We start from the raw sequence: 21,765 nt of genomic DNA, 5'->3' as shown, positions 1-21,765 counted from the left end.
GTAGCCCGGGCAAGGCGCGTCGAGCGCCGCCCCCGGGAGCATAGCGCAGAGCGGCTGAGTTTCCCGGAGGCGATGCTGCGCATCTGTCCGGGCTACCGGCCCGCAGACGGCAGTGAACCTGTAGCCCGGGCAAGGCGCGTCGAGCGCCGCCCCCGGGAGCATAGCGCAGAGCGGCTGAGTTTCCCGGAGGCGATGCTGCGCATCTGTCCGGACTACCGGCCCGCAGACGAATGTGAACCCGTAGCCCGGCTAAGCGCAGCGCGAGCCGGGTAAAACTACCAGTCGATTCCCACCTGCGCCTGAATACCGCTGTCAAAGGCGTGCTTCACCGGACGCAGCTCACTAACCGTATCGGCAAGCTCCAGCAGCCGGGCGTGGCAGCCGCGGCCGGTGACAATCACGTTCTGCCGCGGCGGACGATTCTCTATCGCCGCGATCACTTCCTGAGTATCCAGATAGTGATACGCCAGCATATAGGTAAGTTCATCCAGCACCACCAGATCGTAGCTCGGGTCGGCCAGCATGCGCTTGCTCTCCTGCCATACGGCCGACGCCGCCTCGATATCTGCCTCCCGGTTTTGCGTTTCCCAGGTAAAGCCGGTGCCCATAATGTGAAACTCAACGCCGAGCGGATGCAGCGTGTTGTACTCTCCATTATCCCACTGACCTTTAATGAACTGGGCAGCACCGACGCGCTTACCGTGGCCGACGGCGCGCGTTGCCGTGCCGAAGGCGGCGGTGGATTTACCTTTGCCGTTGCCGGTGAAGACGATCAGAATGCCTTTTTGCTCCGTTGCCGCCGCCACGCGGGTAGCCACCTGCGTTTTCAGCTTCTGCTGGCGCTGACGATGGCGGTCGGGATTGCCTCGCGCGTGCATAAATGCTCCTTAGTGTCCTGCCGGACAGGTGGCGCAGCGGTGCTGCTGCTCGAACTGGCTAAAGAAGTTGTTGCCTTTGTCGTCAACCAGCACAAACGCGGGCAGATTTTCGACTTCCATCATCCATACCGCTTCCATGCCCAGCTCCGGATACTCCAGGCAGCGCAAACTTTTCACATACTGCTGCGCCAGCAGGGCCGCCGCGCCGCCGATGCTGCCGAGATTAAAGCCGCCGTGTTTATGGCAGGCCTCGGTCACCTGCTGGCTGCGGTTGCCTTTGGAAAGCATGATCAGACTGCCGCCCGCCGCCTGGAAAGCGTCAACATACCCATCCATGCGTCCGCCGGTGGTGGGGCCCAGCGAGCCGCAGGCCAGATTATTCGGCGTTTTCGCCGGGCCGGCGTAGTAGACAATATGCTTGCGCATATACTCCGGCATCGGTTCGCCGTTATCCAGACGCGCTTTGATTTGGGCATGGGCGATGTCGCGGGCGACGACAATCGGACCGCTCAGCGATAGCCGGGTGCCCACGGGCAGGGCTGACAGGTCGTGGAGGATGTCGCGCAGCGGCCGGTTCAGATCGAGCTGGACGGTCTGCGCCCCGTTTTCTATGCGCTGAGAATCAGGGATAAACTTGCCCGGGTTATGTTCCAGCTTCTCCAGCCAGATGCCGTGTTTGTTGATTTTGGCTTTGATGTTTCGGTCGGCGGAGCAGGAAAGCGCCATTGCGATAGGGCAGGAGCCGCCGTGCCGCGGCAGGCGAATCACGCGAATGTCGTGGGCGAAGTATTTGCCGCCAAACTGTGCGCCGATGCCGAACTCGCGGCTGGCTTTGAGCAGCGCCGCTTCCAGCGACGTATCGCGAAACGCCTGGCCCAGTTCGTTTCCGCTGGTGGGCAGATTGTCGTAATATTTTGTCGAAGCCAGCTTCGCCACCTTCAACGCCTGGTCCGCCGACAGGCCCCCCACGACAAAGGCGATGTGGTACGGCGGGCAGGCGGCGGTGCCCAGCGCCTTCATTTTTTCAATCAGGAAGGCGGTGAGTTTTTCCGGCTGCAGAATAGATTTTGTTTCCTGAAATAGCGCGGCTTTGTTCGCCGAGCCGCCGCCTTTATTGACGAAAAGGAAGCGGTACTCGCTGCCCGGCACCGCGCTGATATCAATCTGCGCGGGCAGGTTGGTCTCAGTGTTGACCTCGGTATACATATCAAGGGGGGCATTTTGCGAATAGCGTAAATTGTTTTCCTGAAAGGTGGTGTAGATGCCCTGACTCAGAGCTTCCGCGTCGTTGCCGCCGGTCCAGACGTTCTGGCCTTTGCTCGCGACGATGGTGGCGGTCCCGGTATCCTGGCAGTTTGGCAGCACGCCTTTTGCCGAGACTTCGGCGTTGCGCAGCAGCTGTAGCGCCACGTATTTATCGTTGCTGCTGGCCTGCGGGTCGTGCAGGATGCCGGCGATCTGCTTTAAGTGCCCGGCGCGCAGGAAAAACGACGCCTCATAAAATGCCTGCTGAGCCAGCAATGTTAACGCTTCCGGCGCAACCTTGATGACCTCTTCTCCATCTAACTCTGTCACCTTAACATGTTGATTCGTTAGCAGTTCATATTCGGTATTATCGTTGCTCTGAACAAAAAGTTCCTGCCAGACAAAGGGTTTCGACATTTTACTTCTCACTATTTCGCTAAAAAGAGATTGGCCCGCGTCGCATTCGCGACGTACTCGATGGTCTGCTGGGCGCGGACGCTGTTGCCGGCTGCATCCAGCGGAGGGGAGTAGACGGCGATAGCGTATTGCCCGGGAACGACGGCGACCATCCCGCCGCCAACGCCGGATTTTGCCGGGATACCGACGGTGTACAGCCATTTGCCGCTGCCGTCGTACAGCCCGGCGATCGCCATTTCCGCCAGCACCTGCGGGACGTAGCTGGCGGTGAGCAGCTGCTTGCCGTTGAACGGTGATTTGCCATTGTTGGCGAGTACGGCCCCCATTTTGGCGAGCTGCTCAACGGTGATATCCACCGAACACTGACGGGTGTAGATTTCGACGGCTTCCTGAGGGTCGCCATAGAAGCTGCGGTATGAATTCATCAGCATCGCCAGCGCCTGGTTATGCTGATTGGTCTCCATTTCGGATTGAAATACCGGCTCGTTAACGCTCAGGGAGCTGTCGGCCCAGGCGTTGAGGTTGTTGAGAATGTTGTTCCAGCGGTCGGTTTTGTCTTTCGCCGCAATCAGGCTCACGGTGCTCATGGCGCCGGCGTTGACTAACGGGTTCTCCGGCGCACCTTGCGTGAGCTCCACGGCTAAGCCGGAATTGAAGGGCAGGCCGGTCGCGTTCGCGCCGAGTTTATCCAGCACCTCCTGCGGCCCGCGCTGCTCCATCGCCAGCGCCAGGGTGAAAACTTTACTTAATGATTCCATCGGAAAGGCTTTTGTCACGTCACCGGTCTGGTAAATTTTGCCTTCGACCGTCGCGAGCGTAATGGCGAAATTATTCGGGCTATAGCTCGCCAGGGCAGGGATATAGTCGGCGACTTTACCGTCGTGATTACTCTTATATTTCTGATGTGCCTGCTCGATGATGCTGGCGTAGTCCGGCGCGCTTTGCGCCTGCGCGGCGGCGCTAAACAGTAAGCTGGCGGTTAAGATGCAGGTGCCAAGAAATTTCACGTTCATGGTGTGTCCTGTTGGGATGATTGGAGGGAACCGGGCCGGACGTATCCGGCCTGGGGCTCATAGCCATTTTGCTGTCAGGACATCGCCACTTCGGACGTTTCGCTGGCAGGGCGCTCCTGCTCCGGTTTTTTGACCGGGGCGGTGCCGCGGCAGCCTTCTCCGTAATGCTCGCCTTCCCAACGGCCAACGATGGCGGCGCCCATGGCGTTACTCATCACGTTGGTGGCGGAGCGACCCATATCGAGGAACGGGTCGACGCCCATCAGCAGGATCAGGCCCGCTTCCGGAATGTTGAACTGGTTCAGCGTCGCGGCGATAACCACCATTGAGGCGCGCGGCACGCCCGCCATCCCTTTGGAGGTCAGCATCAGGATCAGCAGCATGGTGATCTGCTCGCCCATGCTGAGGTGGACGTTACAGGCCTGGGCGATAAACACCGTGGCGAACGAGCAGTAGGCCATGGAGCCGACCAGGTTAAAGGAGTAACCGATGGGCAGGACGAAGCTGGCGATTTTGGAAGAGACGCCGAATTTTTCCAGCTTATCGAGGGTTCCTGGGAAGGCGGCTTCTGAGCTGGATGTGGTGAAGGCCAGCAGCGCGGGCTCGAAGATCGCTTTGGTCAGACGGCTGATACATGGGCCGACAATCACCGTCGACAGGCCAATGAGGATTGCCCACAGCATGCCCAGCGTCAGATAGAATTCACCCATAAAGATCCCGGCGCTTACCATCACGCCCAGACCGCGCTCGGCAATCAGCCCGGAGATGGCGGCGAAAACGGTCAGCGGCGCGAACAGCATGACGTACCCTGTGAGCTTCAGCATCACGTGGACCAGCGAATCGAGTACCTTCACAATGGGCTCGGCTTTTTCGCCGATCGCCGCCAGGCTGCAGCCGAGGAAAATAGAGAACACCACGATTTGCAGAATTTCGTTGCGCGCCATCGCATCAACGATGCTGGTGGGTACCGCGTGCGAGATAAACACTTTCAGGGTGAAGGGCTCGGACTGAACGGCGGCCACGGCTCCGGCATCGTGGGGGACAAAGTTGATGCCCGCGCCTGGCTGGAACAGATTGACGATCACCAGACCCAGCGCAATCGACAGCAGCGAGGCGCAAATAAACAGGAAAAAGGTTTTAGAGAATATACGCCCGAGCGTTTTCGCATCGCCCATTTTGGCGATGCCGACCACCAGCGTTGATATTACCAGCGGGGCGATAATCATTTTTACCAGGCGTAAAAATATAGTGGTAAAAATGGAAATATCCTGCGCATAGGATTTTGCTGTATCTGCTGATGCCATATTATTAATGATCACCCCGGCAATCATGCCGAGTATCAGGCCTAATATGATCATTTTGGTTAAACTTATTTTTTTCATATTTACTCCATCGGAACAGGGTTAGTCGTGAAGTGGTGTAGGGCGGCGTACGCCTGCGCCAGGCAGCAGCGCAGACGTACCCCTGTGGTGACCAACCGCATAAATTGTCTGGAATACAGTGATACAGCGAAATCTTGTACCCCAATGGATGTTGTTGTATTTTAGAAATTACAGGTCGAACTCAATACTTAATAACGGCGCATGCTGCTGAGCACCATAAACATCATTGTCTCCGACGTTGCCGGAAATAATATCCCGCGGCATGACGATTTTTACCGCGTTGGCCGGATCGAACCAGATAATGCGATGAATAAAATCAGGCTTTACGTTATATAAGCCGGCAATAAGCTGCGGGGTTAATTGCTCAGAACGTTTGACCCGCTGATAATCTTCCCGGGTTTTAAATAAAATATCTAAAACCAGTTCATACGGTCCGGCGTTTTTGGAGCGGATCACCTGCGCCAGTGAGCATAGGGATTGTTTCATGCCTGAACTCCTTCTGGCGTCACCTGTTCGATATGGAAGTCAAAGCGCAGCGCGTCGCTGGCTTCGATCAGGTGATAGATTGAGAACTCATACACCGGGCCGCTCTGAATATCGGAAGGTGAGAACGGGAAGGCGAGGTTGCCCGCGGTGGCAATGCGGTTTTCATAGCCGTAGTGCAGCAGGGTAGAGCGCACCAGCGAACAGACGCTGTTGGCGATATCCTGGGTTGGCGCAACGACATCAAGCAGGATGCCCAGTTCGTGCCCGGCGGTTTTCATCGGTTCGTGATTGCCCATCACGCCGTTCTTTCCATACAGATGGAAGGTCATGCGGATGCTGTCATCGTTCAGGGAGAGGTTGCGTGCGACGCTGGTCTGTACCTCTTCAAGAATATTATCGATTCCGGCAATCATGATCGGATCGCGCGTTCCGGCAATGGTCAGGCAGCGGAAGCCGACCCGCCGCGCGCCTTCCAGCTTCAGCGCGTACGGCGTCGCTTCATGACGAGAACCGCTGACGTAAACCTCGCCTTCGTTGACGGCTTTGAAGGTGCATCCTTTCAGGTTAAGCACGCCGCCCGGACCGGGCAGGAAATACGGATCGGACTTCTCGTACAGCGTATGTGCCGCCGCAGAGGTTTCGGTAAACTTACGCTTTGGATTAAACGCTTTCAGCGTAAAGCCGCTGTCGTCGATAATCCCCATGGCGCAGTCGGAACCGGAGCCCGGCGTGGCGGCAATGGCCGCGCATTCGAGGATCTTGCCGCAGTGCAGGGCGAGCCCCTCATCAAAGCCCTGCATAATCGGCAGCGCCGCGAAGCAGGCCGGATCGTACGCCCGGCCGCCAAGCACCACCTGGGCACCGGCTGCCAGCGCCCGCTGAAAGGGTTCGATCCCCATCTGGGCGACGATATAGGTGCTCTCTTCAATGGCCTCGTGGGTCAGTTCAGGCACAAAGTCCAGGGCGGTGATTTTGCCGTTATCCAGCGCCTGATGAACGATGGCTTTATCGACATCAGACGGGATCAGTGCCATGGAGAACGACAGTTTTTCTTCCTGCGCAATCTCATGGATAATCTGCCGACACCACTCCAGATGCGGCGCGGCGCCGGATCCTCCAGCGGTGCCGATCACCACCGGAATGTTGTTCTTCACGCCGGCGACGATCATATAGCGCAGATCGCGTTTCACCCCGGCCCGGTCGGTAAAAGGTTTGCCTGCCCCCAGATAGTGGGGGCCGGGATCGGATGAACCGGCGTCAACGGCAATCAGATCCGGCGATGCCTCCATAGCTTTACGAAAGCTCTCTTCCGGGAAGCCATAGCCGAGGATTGCCGTCGGCGATAAGATCTTAAAGGTACGAGCCATCTCTTAATCCTTAGTCTGCAACAGCGCGATGGTGCGGTTCATTTCGTTAAACACGATGTTAAGACCTTCGTCGAAGCCCATGCCCGGCTTGATCAGCATGCGCATCGGACGCGCGGCCAGCGCGACGTGAACGCAGGTGCGGGCGCTGATTTCGGTTTCGTTACAGGTACCGCCCTGATAGGCTTCCATCGCGTGTTTGTTGCAGTACAGCACCGCGTCCACGATGTTATGAATGCCGCCGAGATCCGGGGTTTTAATCTGCACCATGTGGCAGCTGCCGGCATCAGTAAAGTCAACGATATCCTGGTAGGTGTTACACCACTCGTCGGCGACAATTTTTACGCCGGAACCGAGGCGGGTCAGCTCTTTGGTAATGGCCGTGAGCATACGGATCTGGTCCGGTTTATTACCCGCATCCACCGGGCCTTCTATGTAGAGCGGCAGGCCCTGCGCCTCTTGCTCCAGGCTGGCGATATAGTCGGCGCAGCGAACCGGATCCATATCGAAAATCAGGCCGATGGTGCCGTACACGTCGATATGCAGCGTGGGGCGATAGCGGGGGCTGGTGCGCAGGCTTAAGATGCGGTCGGACAGCCAGCGGACATACTCACGCAGTTTTTCCCCTTTCAGACCCAGCTTCTCTTCGACGTTGTTAATGAGCGCATGCGGCAGGACGTCAACGCCTTTGAGGATCATTTTGTCCACGGCGATGTAGCGGTCGTCGCCGCTCTGACCAAATAACGGAATCGCTTCCGGTATGCAGGGCAGCTGCCATTCGTCGCAAACCACCTCCGCCTTCAGGCGGCCGCTGGCCAGCGCGGTGGCGTCGAGCAGCGCCTGGGAAAGACCGTAGCGGACGGCGGTATGCAGCAGATGACCGTCGATGCGCAGCTTGTCGAAGAAACGGGCGTTCGGCAGGAAGGTATCGACATCGCGGCCCTCCAGCAGCGGTTTGATATGATCGTTGAGGAACGGGATAAAGTTCTCCGCCAGGAACAGCGGGTCGCGGCCGCCCGCGCCGGAGTACTGTACGGCGGCACAGTCACCGACCGCCACCGCGCCGTTTTCCAGAATCAGCTGGACGGATACGCATTCACCCGCCTGGCGTACCGAGGTGAAGCCTGGCGTTACCGGAGCACCGGTATAAATGAACCCATCATGACCCGCGCCGTTTTTGATCGCCTGCTGATCGTCAAAATAGAATGAAGAGTAGCCAGCGGTGAAAAGGGCCTGTTTAATTTTCATTATGGTCTTCCTATTAATTTACTGTGGGATACCGCGTTGATGTCATCAACAACCATCTGGAATGAGGGTTTGCGTCCTTCAAATTGCGCACGTTCAGCGACGTAATCGTGGTGCAGGGCGAGGATGTCCTTCGGCAGCGGAACCGCGCCGGCTTCAAGCACGCGAATGGCGCCGGCATTGTCGCGAACCGGCAAAATTTTGCCCGCGTTGCAGGATGCGGGGGCAAAAGGCACGTCCAGGACGCCCGCTTCAAAGGCCAGCACCGTACCGCGGGCGATGTCGCCGTTGCCCAGCTCGAATACTTTCTTCAGCACCGCGCGAACCTCGCTTTTTATCAGCTCCACTTCCTGCTCAACCGCGGCGCAGGGCGGGAACTTCTGATCGCTGACCATATTGAGCATCTGGCGGGATGCCCTCAGCCCCTGCGCGTTGGCCGCCGCAGTGGGAATACCGAACGCTTCATGCGGGCTCTTGGTGATCACTTTGGTGGCGCCGGACATCCCGGCTACCGCCGCGCCCCAGGAGATAATGGCAAAGGCTTTTGATTCATCTTCCGGAAAGCCGCCCATCCACTGGTGGAAGACGGTACTCAGCTCATAATCGTCGAATCCGTAATTGCCAAAGTATTCGTGGGAGAGTTCGCGAAGAGATTTAATCGCCGCGATGTCCTGGGTGAGGCTGCCGACCTGGCCGTAGCCGACGGTGATTGACTTGACGCCCTGTTCCAGCGCCAGCAGACCTTCGATAATGGCCACCGCGTGGGACATAAACGGTGGGATCAGGGTGCCGGTCAGCGGGCCGAACGGTTCGCGGTTAATACGAATGCCGTGTTCTTCATACAGGCCCATCAGGCGGTCGCAGTACTGCCAGTCGCGAATCGACTTCTCCAGGGTGACGCGCTTGGCGTAGGGAATGTTGTAGGAGATACCGCCGCCTTCGTAGCTGGTAAAGCCGCTGGCCATGGAGATTTCCGCCAGCAGGCGCGCGTCTGGCGTACCGTGACGTACCTGGACCGGTTTTTCCAGCGCTTCGGTCATCCGGCGGCAGGCGGCGACGCCGTGGTTAACCACCGGCAAACCATTCAGTTTGGAGGTTCCCGCCTCGATGGATTTCTGTATGCCGACCGCCGCTTCTTCGTAACGGTTGAGGCGGGTATAGGCATCGATGGTGCTGGGCAGCAGATCGCACTCTTCCTGCAGGGTTTTGAGCAGCGCAATATGTTCATCCATCAGCGCCACGCCCGCGCGCGGCTGGCTCAGGGTTTTACCCTCCTGGTCGGCCTTAAGCAGAGCGTGAGAAAAGCGTTTTTTCTCAGGAATGGTTTGCTGGTACTTCACGCCATCTTCGAAGTGCTCAACGTCCTTGCCGGTATGCCAGGTCTGCAATACCTGATGCCGCTCGGTCATGAATTCGTCGTGGGTTAATTTTTTATTTCGAAGTTCCATTCGTAGCTGCCTTCATTTATAGGGTTAAACAGTGAATGCTGGTGCGAGCGGCGAGCTCGGGGTAGAGCCTGGCAACGTTTGCCAGCAGCGGAAGCAGGCCTTTTGCATCGCGGTAATAATCAAACCGGGTTGGCAGAAGAATGCGTCTGCCGTCGTCATCCAGTTCGCGGTATTTCAGCCAGCGGTGGATGTCGAAGCCGCTGGCGCGGGAGAGCCATCCACCGGAACCGACGACTTTACGCACGGGGGTCAGATCGCGGCCCATCTGTAAATCGACGTTGCCCACGCAGGTGCAGACCTGCTTTTTGGTGCCCGCGTGGCGTTCGCTGGCGTAGCCGACGCACAGCCCGGCCAGCACGGTGTCGAAATATTTTTCTTCCTCGTTGAGCGGCAGATAATCCGGCTGAGCGACCAGATGGCGCAGGTAGCGGTAAAAGGCCTCCTGACGCTGCGGCTGATGGGCAAACACCACGTTCACCAGCTCCTGAGTACTTTCACCGACCACGACAGCTGAAACGCGCATGCCGAGATCTCCTTCTACCGTACGTTTAACAAACGGTTCCGGAACCCCGTGCAGAACGGTATCCGGAGAGAGCGTGTTGGCGCTGGCGGAGTAGACGTCGGTGGTGGCGCCGCCCATATCGATCAGCATGAACTCTTTCCACGCGCTGTCGTAATGGCTGATGGTTTTTACCAGCTCGTAGACGGTCCACGGCGTTGGCATCGGCTCTTCGCCGGTTTCCGCGACAATCACGTCCAGCCCTTTACCTTTGACGATTCGGGATAAGAAGACATCGCAAATCGCCTTGCGGGCAGCGTAGGGATTAGGGTGATCGAGATCGGGCAGAATGTTGTCTACCGTGGTCAAATCTTTGTGGCCAAGGATGGCCTGAACCTCGTCCTGAATATCCCGGTTTCCGGCATAGATAATGGCGCAGTCGAGCGTTGACTCCGCCAGCGCATGGGCGTTGGCCAGGCCGTAGCTCTCCTCGCCGCCGTCGGTTCCGCCGGTAAACAGCAGGATATCCGGCGGCGTGGCTTCCAGCGCCTGGATATCGTGGCGGTTGAGTTTGTAGGCGTAGTATTGGGCGATTTTGGCCCCCGCCGAGTGGGCGGTGACTTTTGCTGATTCCAGGGTGATGGACGGCACCAGACCCATCGCGGCAACGGCAAGACCGCCTTTTGCCGATGAAGAGTATTTCAGCGTGACGTCACCGCGGTGCAGCAACGGGCGCGCATCGGCAACGTTAAGCACCCGGTTCAGGCTGGCAAAAAAGCCTTCCGCCAGGTGATGGGTAGTGGTCGGGGTCAGAACGTGGTTTACCAGCGTCAGCTCATCCCCCTCCTGTGCGAAGAGGGCCGCTTTGGTCCACGTCGAGCCGATATCGACAGAGACGGTTTGCATCAGATAGCCTCTTCCAGACACTGCTGTTCAACGCCGTGGCGCTGGTTGATATCGTTCGCCATCAGCCTGCAGACGTCTTCCAGATCGTGGCTTGGGGCAAAGACGCGATTGAAGCCCATCTCTTTGAATTTGGCCTCGACGTCGGCAAAATCATGCTTACCGACCACCAGGTTGCCGCCAACGTAAAGAAGAATATCGCCGATACCCCGTTCGATGCAGCGTTCGCGCAGTCCCAGGCAGTCGATATCGCCGTGGCCGTAAATAGACGACACAACGATGGCGTCCGCGCCGGTTTCGATAGCGGCATCGATATATTCATCCTGACTGACCATCACCCCCAGATTGATTACGCGAAAATCATGGGCAGTAAAAACGCGGTCCAGGACTTTGTTGCCTACTGCATGGCAGTCAGCACCAATGACGCCAATAACAAGTGTTGATTTCTTCATGGGTAATCCTCTGTAAGGCTGATGGTATAAAAATAAAAACGACTTTCTAATATTTGCAGCGTTGATGATGGCCGCCTGTTAATAGGGCTGGAGTGTCTGTGGTTCGAAGGGGGGAAGCAATTGATCTATTTTCAGAATATCTTTCAAAAAAGTCTTGTTTTTGATTTTTCTTTAAAAAATCCTTTTGTATCATGATGTTGTTAGTTTTTTTTATTGTCTGGGGTTATTTCTGTTCAGATCTTTTTAATAAATAGATTGCGATGTTTGTGAGCAAGGTCTTATTTTATATTTTGCGTTTATTTTGCCTTGATAATAAGCGGTAAATACAATTCTTTAAATTTTTCTGTGAGCATAGTAACGGAATTTATGTGCTGTTTTTTATATGCGTCACGGCGAATTTGTTAGATTAAAGATATAAAATGGTGATTTGTTTATTTAATATTTCATTTTTGTTGAATGGCGGAGTGGGGCAGGAGAGCTGCTGTCCGGGGGGGATAAAAGCGCAGGGGGAAAGTCTGCTGCATAAAGAGCAGGGTGCGTTGCGTCACAAAACGACGAGAAAGAGAATGTACGCCGCATTTACTTGATAATGAGATAGTTACGCATCTGTGTTAATTGAAAGTAAACGCAATGATAAATGTAATAAGCAAAAAAATTTAGGGCATTAACTTGATAAAAAAAATCCGTGAGCTACACGACATTGTCAGCTGATGCCCGGATTAATGCGACCAGCGCTCATCCCGTTAAATTCCCCTCCGCGGCGAAATAAATGGACTATCATTTTCAGTAACCGTTGATACTCTTGAAAAACATATTGTTAACCTAGTGTTTACCTGTACGGTACACGGTATACATAATTAACATTTAAAATGAAAATTGATTTAAATCAATGTTTAAAACTTGGAAAAGGTCGCGAAATGGAGTTAAATTGTCGCGGATCAAATTGACCGAAATCAGGTATTTTCGCTATAAATTGATCGCTGTCGAAAACTGCAAATTTATCACAATAAAAACCTATTTATTGTAAGGGTTTTGCAGCGTAATATAATCACGGGATCAATTTGGGTGTTTTGTTAACATGTTTGTAACTTCTCATTACTATCGTTTTCTTGCATGAGAAAACGGGCGTGACGAGAAGAAGCAAATAAATTTGTATTGGGGCATGCGTGTGACCCTTTCTAACGGGGTTCACTCTCGGAGTCTTCATGCGATGAGCAAGGAGTCATGATGTTAGATATAGTCGAACTGTCGCGCTTACAGTTTGCCTTGACCGCGATGTACCACTTCCTGTTTGTGCCGCTGACGCTAGGTATGGCGTTCCTGCTGGCCATCATGGAAACGGTCTACGTCCTTTCCGGCAAACAGATTTATAAAGATATGACCAAGTTCTGGGGCAAGTTGTTTGGTATCAACTTCGCGCTGGGTGTGGCAACCGGTCTGACCATGGAGTTCCAGTTCGGGACTAACTGGTCTTACTACTCTCACTATGTGGGCGATATCTTCGGTGCGCCGCTGGCCATTGAAGGTTTGATGGCCTTCTTCCTCGAATCTACCTTTGTCGGTCTGTTCTTCTTCGGTTGGGATCGTCTGGGCAAAGTTCAGCACATGGCCGTGACCTGGCTGGTGGCGCTGGGCTCCAACCTGTCGGCGCTGTGGATCCTCGTCGCTAACGGCTGGATGCAGAACCCGATTGCGTCGGACTTCAACTTTGAAACCATGCGTATGGAGATGGTCAGCTTCTCTGAGCTGGTCCTGAACCCGGTTGCTCAGGTTAAGTTCGTTCATACCGTGGCGTCAGGCTACGTGACCGGCGCGATGTTCATTCTTGCCATCAGCTCCTGGTATATGCTCAAAGGCCGCGACTTCGCTTTTGCCAAGCGCTCCTTCGCTATCGCAGCCAGCTTCGGTATGGCGGCGATTCTCTCCGTTATCGTTCTCGGTGATGAATCCGGCTACGAAATGGGCGACGTGCAGAAAACCAAACTGGCGGCTATCGAAGCTGAATGGGAAACTCAGCCTGCTCCGGCGGCCTTTACCCTGTTTGGTATTCCCGATCAGAAGGCGCAGGAGAACCGCTTCGCGATTCAAATTCCTTACGCGCTGGGCATCATTGCGACTCGCTCCGTGGATAAACAGGTTACCGGCCTGAAAGACCTCATGGTTCAGCACGAAGAGCGTATCCGTAACGGGATGAAAGCTTACGCGCTGCTGGAACAGCTGCGTGCCGGTTCAACCGACCAGGCCGTGCGCGATCGCTTTAACGACGTGAAGAAAGATCTGGGCTACGGTCTGCTGCTGAAACGCTATACCGACAACGTCTCTGACGCGACGGAAGAGCAGATTGCTCTGGCGACCAAGGACTCTATTCCTGCCGTGGCGCCGCTCTACTTCGCCTTCCGTATTATGGTAGCGTGCGGCGTGCTGATGCTGTTGATTATCGGCGCCTCCTTCTGGAGCGTGATTCGCAACCGCATCGGTGAGAAAAAATGGCTGCTGCGCGCCGCGTTCTATGGCCTGCCGCTGCCGTGGATTGCCGTTGAATCGGGCTGGTTTGTCGCCGAATATGGCCGTCAGCCGTGGGCTATTGGTGAGGTGCTGCCGACGGCCGTCGCGAACTCGTCGCTGACCGCGGGCGACCTGATCTTCTCTATGGTGCTGATTTGTGGCCTGTACACGCTGTTCCTGGTGGCTGAACTGTTCCTCATGTTCAAGTTTGCCCGTAAAGGACCAAGCAGCCTGAAAACCGGTCGCTATCACTTTGAACAGTCCTCTGCGGCTATTCAGTCGGCACGCTAAGACAGGAGTCGTCAAATGATCGATTATGAAGTATTGCGTTTTATCTGGTGGCTGCTGATTGGCATTTTGCTTATTGGTTTTGCCGTCGCCGATGGCTTCGACATGGGGGTGGGGATGCTCACCCGTTTCCTCGGTCGTAACGACACCGAGCGTCGAATTATGATTAACGCCATTGCCCCGCACTGGGACGGAAACCAGGTGTGGCTGATCACCGCCGGCGGCGCGCTGTTTGCCGCCTGGCCGATGGTCTACGCCGCCGCGTTTTCCGGCTTCTATGTGGCCATGATCCTGGTGCTGGCCTCTTTATTCTTCCGTCCGGTGGGTTTCGACTACCGCTCGAAGATTGAGGATAACCGCTGGCGTAACATGTGGGACTGGGGCATCTTCGTCGGCAGCTTCGTGCCGCCGCTGGTGATTGGCGTGGCGTTCGGCAACCTGCTGCAGGGCGTTCCGTTCCACGTTGATGAATATCTGCGCCTGTACTACACCGGTAACTTCTTCCAGCTGCTGAATCCGTTTGGCCTGCTGGCCGGTATTGTTAGCGTGGCGATGATCCTGACGCAGGGCGCGACCTATCTGCAGATGCGTACCGTGGGTGAACTGCACCTGCGCACCCGCTCCGTGTCTACGGTGGCGGCGCTGGTGACGCTGGTCTGCTTCGCGCTGGCGGGCGTTTGGGTCTACTACGGTATCGACGGTTATGTGGTGAAATCGGTGATGGATCATACCGGCCCGTCTAACCCGCTGACCAAAGAAGTCGCGCGTGAAGCCGGCGCGTGGATGGTGAACTTTAATAACATGCCGGCGCTGTGGGCGATTCCTGCTCTGGGCGTGGCGCTGCCGCTGCTGACCGTCATCTCGACAAAAGCGGATAAAGGCGCATGGGCGTTTCTGTTCTCCTCGCTGACGCTGGCGTGCATCATTCTGACTGCCGGTATCGCCATGTTCCCGTTCATTATGCCATCAAGCACGGCGATGAACGCGAGCCTGACCATGTGGGATGCGACCTCCAGCCAGCTGACGCTGAACCTGATGACTTACGTGGCGATTGTCTTCGTACCGATTATTCTGGCCTACACCGCCTGGTGTTACTGGAAAATGTTCGGTCGCATCACTCGCGAAGACATCGAAAAGAACACCCACTCGCTGTACTAAGGTAAGGAGCTATATATGTGGTATTTCGCATGGATTTTGGGAACGCTTCTTGCCTGTGCTTTTGGGGTGATTACCGCGCTGGCGCTTGAGCACGTGGAAGCCACCAAAGCAGGTAAAGAAGAACACTGATGAGTATTATCGCGACTCTTTACGCGATAATGGACAAGCGCCCGTTAAGGGCGCTTTCCTTATTGATGGCGCTGGCGCTAGCGGGCTGCATCTTCTGGGATCCGTCGCGCTTTGCGGCCAAAACCAGCGAGCTGGAAATCTGGCACGGCTTCCTGCTGATGTGGGCGGTTTGTACCGGCGTTATCCACGGCGTGGGCTTCCGCCCGCGCGCCATTCACTGGCAGGGAATTTTTTGTCCGCTTATCGCTGATATTGTGCTCGTTTTGGGCCTGTTCTTTTTCTTCTTTTGAATAAGAAATCTCTGTTAACCATATGGGCTTGCATAAGCCCATAAAAATTTACTCCTCGTTTACTTTCCCCCATTCCAAACCACGATTCCCGCGCGTATAGTAGCGAAGTTTGAAAGCACTAACCTTTTGTTGCATTACCGGGATGTAAAGTGAATACAACGCTGTTTCGATGGCCGGTTCGGGTCTATTACGAAGACACCGACGCCGGTGGTGTGGTTTACCACGCCAGCTACGTCGCTTTCTATGAAAGAGCACGCACAGAGATGCTGCGCCATCATCACTTCAGCCAACAGGTTTTGCTGGCTGAACGAGTTGCCTTTGTGGTTCGCAAAATGACGCTGGAGTATTTTGCGCCCGCCAGACTCGACGACATGCTCGAAATCCAGACGGAGATAACCTCAATGCGAGGAGCTACCCTGGTTTTCACGCAGCGAATCGTCAACGCCGAGAACGTCGTTTTGAATGAAGCTGAGGTTCTTATCGTGTGCGTTGATCCACTCTTAATGAAGCCTCGTGCGCTTCCCAAGTCTATTGTCGCGGAGTTTAAGCAGTGACTGAGATGAATATCCTTGATTTGTTCCTGAAGGCGAGCCTTCTGGTTAAACTTATCATGTTGATTTTAGTTTGTTTTTCCATCGCCTCCTGGGCCATCATTATTCAGAGAACGCGTATCCTCAATGCGGCGTCACGTGAGGCCGAAGCGTTTGAAGATAAGTTCTGGTCCGGTATCGAGCTTTCTCGTTTGTACCAGGAAAGCCAGGGTCGTCGCGATAATCTGACCGGTTCGGAACAAATCTTCTACAGCGGCTTCAAAGAGTTTGCGCGTCTGCATCGTGCGAACAGCCATGCGCCGGAAGCGATTGTCGAAGGAGCGTCGCGCGCCATGCGTATTTCGATGAACCGCGAGCTGGAAACCCTGGAAACCCACATCCCGTTCCTCGGTACGGTGGGTTCTATCAGCCCATATATCGGTCTGTTTGGTACCGTATGGGGGATCATGCATGCCTTTATCGCGCTGGGCGCGGTAAAACAGGCGACGCTGCAAATGGTCGCGCCGGGTATCGCAGAAGCGCTCATCGCGACGGCAATTGGTCTTTTTGCCGCTATCCCGGCGGTTATGGCCTATAACCGTCTGAACCAGCGCGTGAACAAACTTGAGCTGAACTACGACAACTTTATGGAAGAGTTCACCGCCATTCTGCACCGTCAGGCGTTTACCAGCAGCGAAAGCAATAAGGGGTAAGCCATGGCCAGAGCACGTGGACGCGGACGTCGCGAACTGAAGTCCGAGATCAACATCGTTCCGCTGCTGGATGTCCTGTTGGTGCTGTTGCTGATCTTTATGGCGACAGCGCCGATCATTACGCAGAGCGTAGAGGTCGACCTACCGGACGCAACGGAGTCGCAGGCGGTGAAAAGCAACGATGAGCCGCCGGTGATCGTTGAAGTCTCCGGCGTCGGGCAGTACAGCGTGAAAGTTGGCCCGGAAACGTTATCGCAGCTGCCGCCGGAACAGGTTATTGCGGAAGCCAGGCGTCGACTTGAGGCGAATGAGAAAACGGTGTTCCTGATCGGCGGTGCTAAAGAGGTGCCATACGATGAGATTATTAAAGCGCTTAACCTGTTGCACAGCGCAGGGGTTAAATCGGTTGGCTTGATGACCAAGCCGATCTAATCGCTCGCAATATGCACGCCCGCCAGCACGTCGGCTTTGGGACAACAGCGTCTCGTGGCCGACGTCATATAACGGGAACAGGCGAACAGTTTTTGGGAACCGATAGTGTCAAAGGCAACCGAACAAAACGACAAGCTTAAACGAGCGATCATAGTATCAGTCGCGCTGCACATCGTATTGATAGCGCTGCTGATCTGGAGTTCGTTTGACGAGCATCTGGATGCTTCTGCCGGGGGTGGCGGAGGTTCCTCTATCGATGCGGTAATGGTCGATCCGGGGGCGGTTGTGAAGAATTATGACCGTCAACAGCAGCAGCAGGCCAGCGCCCGTCGCGCCGCCGAGCAGCGTGAAAAGCAGGCTCAGCAGCAGGCGGAAGAGCTACGTGAAAAACAGGCCGCCGAGCAGGAACGGCTGAAACAGCTGGAACAGGATCGTCTGCAGGCGCAGGAAGCGGCTAAAGAGGCGAAAGAACAGCAGAAACAGGCGGAAGAAGCCGCGGCGAAAGCCGCCGCAGCGGCTAAAGCCAAAGCGGACGCACAGGCGAAAGAGGCGCAGGAAGCTGCCGCCAAAGCCGCCGCTGATGCAAAAGCGAAGGCCGATGCGCAGGCGAAAGCTTCCGAAGCTGCCGCGGCGAAAGCGGCGGCGGATGCGAAGAAACAGGCAGAAGCGGAAGCCGCGAAAGCGGCCGCGGACGCGCAGAAAAAAGCCGAAGCCGATGCGGCGAAGAAAGCTCAGCAGGACGCTGAGAAGAAAGCGCAGCAGCAGGCAGAGAAGAAAGCGCAGCAGGAAGCGGCGAAACAGGCCGCTGCTGAAAAAGCTGCCGCCGAAAAAGCGGCAGAAAAAGCCGCCGCGCAGAAAGCTGCTGCTGAGAAAGCGGCAGCCGAGAAAGCCGCCGCAGCGGAAAAAGCCGCCGCCGAGAAAGCCGCGGCAGCCAAAGCTGCAGCAGCAGAGAAGGCCGCCGCAGACAAAGCGGCGAAAGCCGCCGCCGCTAAGGCAGCAGCCGCGAAGAAAGCCGCTGCGGCCAAAGAGGCCAACGGCGTTGACGATCTGCTCGGCGACCTGAGCTCCGGTAAGAATGCTCCGAAAACCGGAAACCCATCAAAAGGGAGTGGTGCTAATTCAGGCAAATCCTCTTCGGCTGGGGCGGCAACTGGTGCAGAACTTAGTGGGTATGCAAGCCAAATTACGGGAGCGATATCCAGGAATTTCCATGACTATAAGTCATATATCGGAAAGCAGTGTGTTCTTAGATTGAATCTAAATCCCGATGGATCGCTGATTGGTATCACATCCGAAGGTGGGGATGAGGCTCTATGTACAGCAGCTAAAACTGCGGCAAGATTAGCTAATTTACCTAAGCCCCCAAATGATGCGGTCTATAATGCAGTAAAAAATAATCAGCTTGTTGTGAAATTTATTCCGCAATAGAGCATGGTTTAACAAGTAGTTTTGTGTATTTGAGTTTGTTAACATTCTGCTAAATTATCGTGGGCTTTTCGCCTGGATAAGGGAGATATGATGAAGCAGGCATTACGAGTAGCATTTGGTTTTTTAATGCTGTGGGCGGCAGTGCTGCACGCAGAAGTACGCATCGAGATTACCCAAGGGGTTGACTCGGCACGCCCAATCGGCGTTGTGCCGTTCCAGTGGGCGGGGCAGGGTGCTGCGCCGGAAGATGTGGGCGGTATCGTGGCGGCTGACCTGCGCAACAGCGGCAAGTTTAACCCGCTCGATCGCTCTCGCCTGCCTCAGCAGCCAGGTAGCGCTCAGGAAGTGCAGCCGGCGGCATGGTCTGCGCTGGGCATTGACGCCGTCGTGGTTGGTCAGGTGACGCAAAACCCTGACGGTTCCTACAACGTGGCGTACCAGCTGGTTGATACCGGCGGCGCGCCGGGTACCGTGCTTGCGCAGAACTCCTTTAAAGTCACGAAACAGTATCTGCGCTATGCCGCGCATGCTGCCAGCGACGCCGTATTTGAGAAGCTGACCGGTATTAAGGGCGCCTTCCGTACCCGTATCGCCTACGTGGTACAGACCAACGGCGGCCAGTTCCCGTACGAGCTGCGCGTTTCCGACTACGATGGCTACAATCAGTTCCTCGTTCACCGTTCAACTCAGCCGCTGATGTCTCCGGCATGGTCTCCGGACGGCGCGAAGCTGGCCTACGTGACCTTTGAAAGCGGACGCTCTGCGCTGGTTGTGCAGACGCTGGCTAACGGCTCCGTTCGTCAGATTGCTTCGTTCCCGCAGCATAACGGCGCGCCGGCGTTCTCGCCGGACGGCAGTAAACTGGCTTTCGCTCTGTCGAAAACCGGTAGCCTGAACCTGTACGTGATGGACCTGGGATCTGGCCAGATTCGTCAGGTGACCAACGGTCGCAGCAATAACACCGAACCAAGCTGGTTCCCGGATAGCCAGAACCTGGCCTTTACTTCCGACCAGGCCGGTCGTCCGCAGGTGTATAAAGTCAATATTAATGGCGGCACGCCGCAGCGTATTACCTGGGAAGGTTCACAAAACCAGGACGCTGACGTGAGCGCTGATGGTAAAACTATGGTAATGGTAAGCTCGGCCGGTGGTCAGCAGCACATTGCCAAACAAGATCTGGAAGCGGGTGGTGTGCAGGTTCTGTCATCAACGTTTTTAGATGAAACGCCAAGTCTGGCACCTAACGGCACTATGGTAATCTACAGCTCTTCTCAGGGGATGGGATCCGTGCTGAATCTGGTTTCTACAGATGGGCGTTTCAAAGCGCGTCTTCCGGCAACTGATGGACAGGTAAAATCACCTGCCTGGTCGCCGTATCTGTGATAATAAATAATTGATTATTAAAGGAATCAAAGAAATGCAACTGAACAAAGTGCTGAAAGGGCTGTTGATCGCTCTGCCGGTTATGGCAATCGCGGCGTGTTCTTCTAACAAGAACGCCAGCAACGACCAGAGCGGTGAAGGCATGCTGGGTGCCGGCACTGGTATGGACGGTAACGCTAACGGCGGCAACATGTCTTCCGAAGAGCAGGCTCGTCTGCAGATGCAACAGCTGCAGCAGAACAATATCGTTTACTTCGATCTGGACAAATACGATATCCGTTCTGACTTCGCTGCAATGCTGGACGCGCACGCAAACTTCCTGCGCAGCAACCCGTCCTACAAAGTGACCGTAGAAGGTCATGCGGATGAGCGTGGTACGCCGGAATACAACATCGCTCTGGGTGAGCGTCGTGCTAACGCCGTTAAGATGTATCTGCAGGGCAAAGGTGTTTCTGCTGACCAGATCTCCATCGTTTCTTACGGTAAAGAAAAACCTGCAGTACTGGGCCACGACGAAGCGGCTTACGCCAAAAACCGTCGCGCCGTACTGGTTTACTAAGAGAATTGCATGAGCAGTAACTTCAGACATCATCTATTGAGTCTGTCGTTACTGGTTGGCATAGCGGCCCCCTGGGCCGCTTTTGCTCAGGCGCCAATCAGTAGTGTCGGCTCAGGCTCGGTCGAAGACCGCGTCACTCAACTCGAGCGTATTTCCAATGCGCACAGCCAGCTTTTAACCCAACTCCAGCAACAACTCTCCGATAATCAGTCCGATATTGATTCCCTGCGCGGTCAAATTCAGGAAAGTCAGTATCAGCTGAATCAGGTTGTTGAGCGCCAGAAGCAGATCCTGCAGCAGATCGACGGTCTGAGCAGCGGTGGCGGCGCAGCGGGAGCACAAACCCAGACGTCAGCGGGCGATCAGGGCGCTGCGGCTAGCGGGACGGCGCCAGCGGCCTCGTCAGGCGCCCCGGCGCAGACCGGTGATGCCAATACCGATTACAACGCGGCTATCGCGCTGGTGAAGGATCCCTCTCGCCAGGACGATGCGATGGCGGCTTTCCAGAACTTCGTCAAAAAGTACCCCGATTCAACGTATCAGCCGAACGCCAACTACTGGCTCGGTCAGCTGAATTACAACAAGGGTAAAAAGGACGATGCGGCGTACTATTTCGCTTCCGTGGTGAAAAACTACCCTAAATCCCCGAAGGCGCCCGACGCGATGTTTAAAGTCGGCGTGATCATGCAGGACAAAGGCGATACCGCAAAAGCGAAGGCGGTTTACCAGCAGGTGGTCAGTAAATTTCCTGGCACCGACGGGGCCAAACAAGCGCAAAAACGCCTTAACGCACTCGGATGATTATGGCATGACCAGAAATCGCATCATTTCTGGTCTTGTCGCATGAATCCTAAGCAGTTAAGCAATCTTTATCTAAATTGTTGTTGCGCTGAATTCTGAAATCAGTAATATATGCCGCCGTTGCCAAGGGATATCGAACAAGCCCAAAGCGGCGAAAATAGTGGGTCGTTAGCTCAGTTGGTAGAGCAGTTGACTTTTAATCAATTGGTCGCAGGTT

Annotated in this window: 21 protein-coding genes; 11 read left to right on the top strand and 10 right to left on the bottom strand. The window is 55.4% G+C overall.

The window, feature by feature from the left end; translation table 11 throughout:
- Nucleotides 1–275: 275 nt before the first annotated feature.
- From cobO to glmS, 10 genes are all read right to left on the bottom strand, one after another.
- Complete coding sequence (gene cobO / locus ABLU96_RS11065; protein ID WP_046878623.1) at nucleotides 276–878, bottom strand: cob(I)yrinic acid a,c-diamide adenosyltransferase; 603 nt, start codon at nucleotides 876–878, stop codon at nucleotides 276–278.
- 9 nt (nucleotides 879–887) lie between these two features.
- Nucleotides 888–2,540: a class I fumarate hydratase gene (locus ABLU96_RS11060; RefSeq protein ID WP_046878624.1), complete on the bottom strand. Its 1,653-nt coding sequence runs from the start codon at nucleotides 2,538–2,540 to the stop codon at nucleotides 888–890.
- 11 nt (nucleotides 2,541–2,551) lie between these two features.
- The gene (gene glsA / locus ABLU96_RS11055) at nucleotides 2,552–3,553 is read right to left on the bottom strand and encodes a glutaminase A (protein ID WP_014228450.1); all 1,002 of its coding nucleotides are present in this window, start codon (nucleotides 3,551–3,553) and stop codon (nucleotides 2,552–2,554) included.
- 74 nt (nucleotides 3,554–3,627) lie between these two features.
- Nucleotides 3,628–4,935, bottom strand: coding sequence for a dicarboxylate/amino acid:cation symporter (locus ABLU96_RS11050; RefSeq protein ID WP_014228451.1), 1,308 nt, complete (start codon nucleotides 4,933–4,935; stop codon nucleotides 3,628–3,630).
- 168 nt (nucleotides 4,936–5,103) lie between these two features.
- Nucleotides 5,104–5,421, bottom strand: a complete 318-nt coding sequence (locus ABLU96_RS11045; RefSeq protein WP_025108137.1) for a DUF4387 domain-containing protein — start codon at nucleotides 5,419–5,421, stop codon at nucleotides 5,104–5,106.
- Nucleotides 5,418–6,788 carry an acyclic terpene utilization AtuA family protein gene (locus tag ABLU96_RS11040; RefSeq protein ID WP_014228452.1) on the bottom strand — a complete coding sequence of 457 codons (1,371 nt, stop codon included), beginning with the start codon at nucleotides 6,786–6,788 and terminating at the stop codon, nucleotides 5,418–5,420. The genes ABLU96_RS11045 and ABLU96_RS11040 overlap by 4 nt, the downstream gene beginning before the upstream one ends.
- A 3-nt stretch (nucleotides 6,789–6,791) precedes the next feature.
- Nucleotides 6,792–8,033, bottom strand: coding sequence for a methylaspartate ammonia-lyase (locus tag ABLU96_RS11035; protein WP_025108135.1), 1,242 nt, complete (start codon nucleotides 8,031–8,033; stop codon nucleotides 6,792–6,794).
- Complete coding sequence (locus tag ABLU96_RS11030) at nucleotides 8,033–9,478, bottom strand: methylaspartate mutase subunit E (RefSeq protein ID WP_047724238.1); 1,446 nt, start codon at nucleotides 9,476–9,478, stop codon at nucleotides 8,033–8,035. The genes ABLU96_RS11035 and ABLU96_RS11030 overlap by 1 nt, the downstream gene beginning before the upstream one ends.
- A 16-nt stretch (nucleotides 9,479–9,494) precedes the next feature.
- Nucleotides 9,495–10,883 (bottom strand): methylaspartate mutase accessory protein GlmL, encoded by a 1,389-nt coding sequence (gene glmL / locus ABLU96_RS11025; RefSeq protein ID WP_014228454.1) that lies wholly within the window; start codon nucleotides 10,881–10,883, stop codon nucleotides 9,495–9,497.
- Nucleotides 10,883–11,332, bottom strand: coding sequence for a methylaspartate mutase subunit S (gene glmS / locus ABLU96_RS11020; RefSeq protein ID WP_004848951.1), 450 nt, complete (start codon nucleotides 11,330–11,332; stop codon nucleotides 10,883–10,885). The genes glmL and glmS overlap by 1 nt, the downstream gene beginning before the upstream one ends.
- 1,227 nt (nucleotides 11,333–12,559) lie before the next feature.
- On the opposite strand from glmS, the gene cydA reads away from it, so the two are divergent.
- From cydA to cpoB, 11 genes are all read left to right on the top strand, one after another.
- Nucleotides 12,560–14,128, top strand: coding sequence for a cytochrome ubiquinol oxidase subunit I (gene cydA / locus ABLU96_RS11015; RefSeq protein WP_004130574.1), 1,569 nt, complete (start codon nucleotides 12,560–12,562; stop codon nucleotides 14,126–14,128).
- Nucleotides 14,129–14,143: 15 nt separating this feature from the next.
- A complete protein-coding gene (gene cydB / locus ABLU96_RS11010) occupies nucleotides 14,144–15,283 on the top strand; it encodes a cytochrome d ubiquinol oxidase subunit II (protein ID WP_004848954.1) in 1,140 nt (379 codons plus the stop codon).
- A 15-nt stretch (nucleotides 15,284–15,298) separates the two neighbouring features.
- Complete coding sequence (cydX, locus tag ABLU96_RS11005) at nucleotides 15,299–15,412, top strand: cytochrome bd-I oxidase subunit CydX (RefSeq protein ID WP_004100325.1); 114 nt, start codon at nucleotides 15,299–15,301, stop codon at nucleotides 15,410–15,412.
- The gene (gene ybgE, locus ABLU96_RS11000; protein ID WP_004100327.1) at nucleotides 15,412–15,702 is read left to right on the top strand and encodes a cyd operon protein YbgE; all 291 of its coding nucleotides are present in this window, start codon (nucleotides 15,412–15,414) and stop codon (nucleotides 15,700–15,702) included. The genes cydX and ybgE overlap by 1 nt, the downstream gene beginning before the upstream one ends.
- A gap of 149 nt (nucleotides 15,703–15,851) precedes the next feature.
- On the top strand, nucleotides 15,852–16,256 hold the full coding sequence (gene ybgC, locus ABLU96_RS10995) for a tol-pal system-associated acyl-CoA thioesterase (RefSeq protein ID WP_004100330.1): 405 nt from the start codon (nucleotides 15,852–15,854) through the stop codon (nucleotides 16,254–16,256).
- On the top strand, nucleotides 16,253–16,945 hold the full coding sequence (gene tolQ / locus ABLU96_RS10990) for a Tol-Pal system protein TolQ (protein ID WP_004848958.1): 693 nt from the start codon (nucleotides 16,253–16,255) through the stop codon (nucleotides 16,943–16,945). Before ybgC ends, tolQ begins: the two co-directional genes overlap by 4 nt.
- A gap of 3 nt (nucleotides 16,946–16,948) precedes the next feature.
- Nucleotides 16,949–17,377 (top strand): colicin uptake protein TolR, encoded by a 429-nt coding sequence (gene tolR, locus ABLU96_RS10985; protein WP_004130580.1) that lies wholly within the window; start codon nucleotides 16,949–16,951, stop codon nucleotides 17,375–17,377.
- Nucleotides 17,378–17,482: 105 nt separating this feature from the next.
- Complete coding sequence (gene tolA, locus ABLU96_RS10980; RefSeq protein WP_064404729.1) at nucleotides 17,483–18,805, top strand: cell envelope integrity protein TolA; 1,323 nt, start codon at nucleotides 17,483–17,485, stop codon at nucleotides 18,803–18,805.
- Between the two features lie 90 nt (nucleotides 18,806–18,895).
- On the top strand, nucleotides 18,896–20,188 hold the full coding sequence (gene tolB, locus ABLU96_RS10975; RefSeq protein ID WP_004130584.1) for a Tol-Pal system beta propeller repeat protein TolB: 1,293 nt from the start codon (nucleotides 18,896–18,898) through the stop codon (nucleotides 20,186–20,188).
- 34 nt (nucleotides 20,189–20,222) lie between these two features.
- Nucleotides 20,223–20,747 (top strand): peptidoglycan-associated lipoprotein Pal, encoded by a 525-nt coding sequence (gene pal, locus ABLU96_RS10970; protein ID WP_004100337.1) that lies wholly within the window; start codon nucleotides 20,223–20,225, stop codon nucleotides 20,745–20,747.
- A gap of 9 nt (nucleotides 20,748–20,756) precedes the next feature.
- Nucleotides 20,757–21,548: a cell division protein CpoB gene (cpoB, locus tag ABLU96_RS10965; protein WP_064404727.1), complete on the top strand. Its 792-nt coding sequence runs from the start codon at nucleotides 20,757–20,759 to the stop codon at nucleotides 21,546–21,548.
- Nucleotides 21,549–21,765 lie beyond the last annotated feature (217 nt).

Source organism: Klebsiella sp. CN_Kp106, assembly GCF_040064575.1.
Taxonomy (GTDB): domain Bacteria; phylum Pseudomonadota; class Gammaproteobacteria; order Enterobacterales; family Enterobacteriaceae; genus Klebsiella; species Klebsiella michiganensis.
This window is presented reverse-complemented; position numbering and strand designations above follow the sequence as displayed.

Bases quoted from the DNA above. Each gene is read 5' to 3' on its own strand.
- pal (WP_004100337.1), top strand. From the start codon at position 20,223: ATGCAACTGAACAAAGTGCTGAAAGGGCTGTTGATCGCTCTGCCGGTT.
- ABLU96_RS11045 (WP_025108137.1), bottom strand. From the start codon at position 5,421: ATGAAACAATCCCTATGCTCACTGGCGCAGGTGATCCGCTCCAAAAAC.
- glmL (WP_014228454.1), bottom strand. From the start codon at position 10,883: ATGCAAACCGTCTCTGTCGATATCGGCTCGACGTGGACCAAAGCGGCC.
- cobO (WP_046878623.1), bottom strand. From the start codon at position 878: ATGCACGCGCGAGGCAATCCCGACCGCCATCGTCAGCGCCAGCAGAAG.
- ABLU96_RS11035 (WP_025108135.1), bottom strand. From the start codon at position 8,033: ATGAAAATTAAACAGGCCCTTTTCACCGCTGGCTACTCTTCATTCTAT.
- glsA (WP_014228450.1), bottom strand. From the start codon at position 3,553: ATGAACGTGAAATTTCTTGGCACCTGCATCTTAACCGCCAGCTTACTG.
- ABLU96_RS11060 (WP_046878624.1), bottom strand. From the start codon at position 2,540: ATGTCGAAACCCTTTGTCTGGCAGGAACTTTTTGTTCAGAGCAACGAT.
- tolR (WP_004130580.1), top strand. From the start codon at position 16,949: ATGGCCAGAGCACGTGGACGCGGACGTCGCGAACTGAAGTCCGAGATC.
- ABLU96_RS11040 (WP_014228452.1), bottom strand. From the start codon at position 6,788: ATGGCTCGTACCTTTAAGATCTTATCGCCGACGGCAATCCTCGGCTAT.
- cpoB (WP_064404727.1), top strand. From the start codon at position 20,757: ATGAGCAGTAACTTCAGACATCATCTATTGAGTCTGTCGTTACTGGTT.
- ybgE (WP_004100327.1), top strand. From the start codon at position 15,412: ATGAGTATTATCGCGACTCTTTACGCGATAATGGACAAGCGCCCGTTA.
- ABLU96_RS11050 (WP_014228451.1), bottom strand. From the start codon at position 4,935: ATGAAAAAAATAAGTTTAACCAAAATGATCATATTAGGCCTGATACTC.
- ABLU96_RS11030 (WP_047724238.1), bottom strand. From the start codon at position 9,478: ATGGAACTTCGAAATAAAAAATTAACCCACGACGAATTCATGACCGAG.
- cydB (WP_004848954.1), top strand. From the start codon at position 14,144: ATGATCGATTATGAAGTATTGCGTTTTATCTGGTGGCTGCTGATTGGC.
- cydX (WP_004100325.1), top strand. From the start codon at position 15,299: ATGTGGTATTTCGCATGGATTTTGGGAACGCTTCTTGCCTGTGCTTTT.
- glmS (WP_004848951.1), bottom strand. From the start codon at position 11,332: ATGAAGAAATCAACACTTGTTATTGGCGTCATTGGTGCTGACTGCCAT.
- cydA (WP_004130574.1), top strand. From the start codon at position 12,560: ATGTTAGATATAGTCGAACTGTCGCGCTTACAGTTTGCCTTGACCGCG.
- tolB (WP_004130584.1), top strand. From the start codon at position 18,896: ATGAAGCAGGCATTACGAGTAGCATTTGGTTTTTTAATGCTGTGGGCG.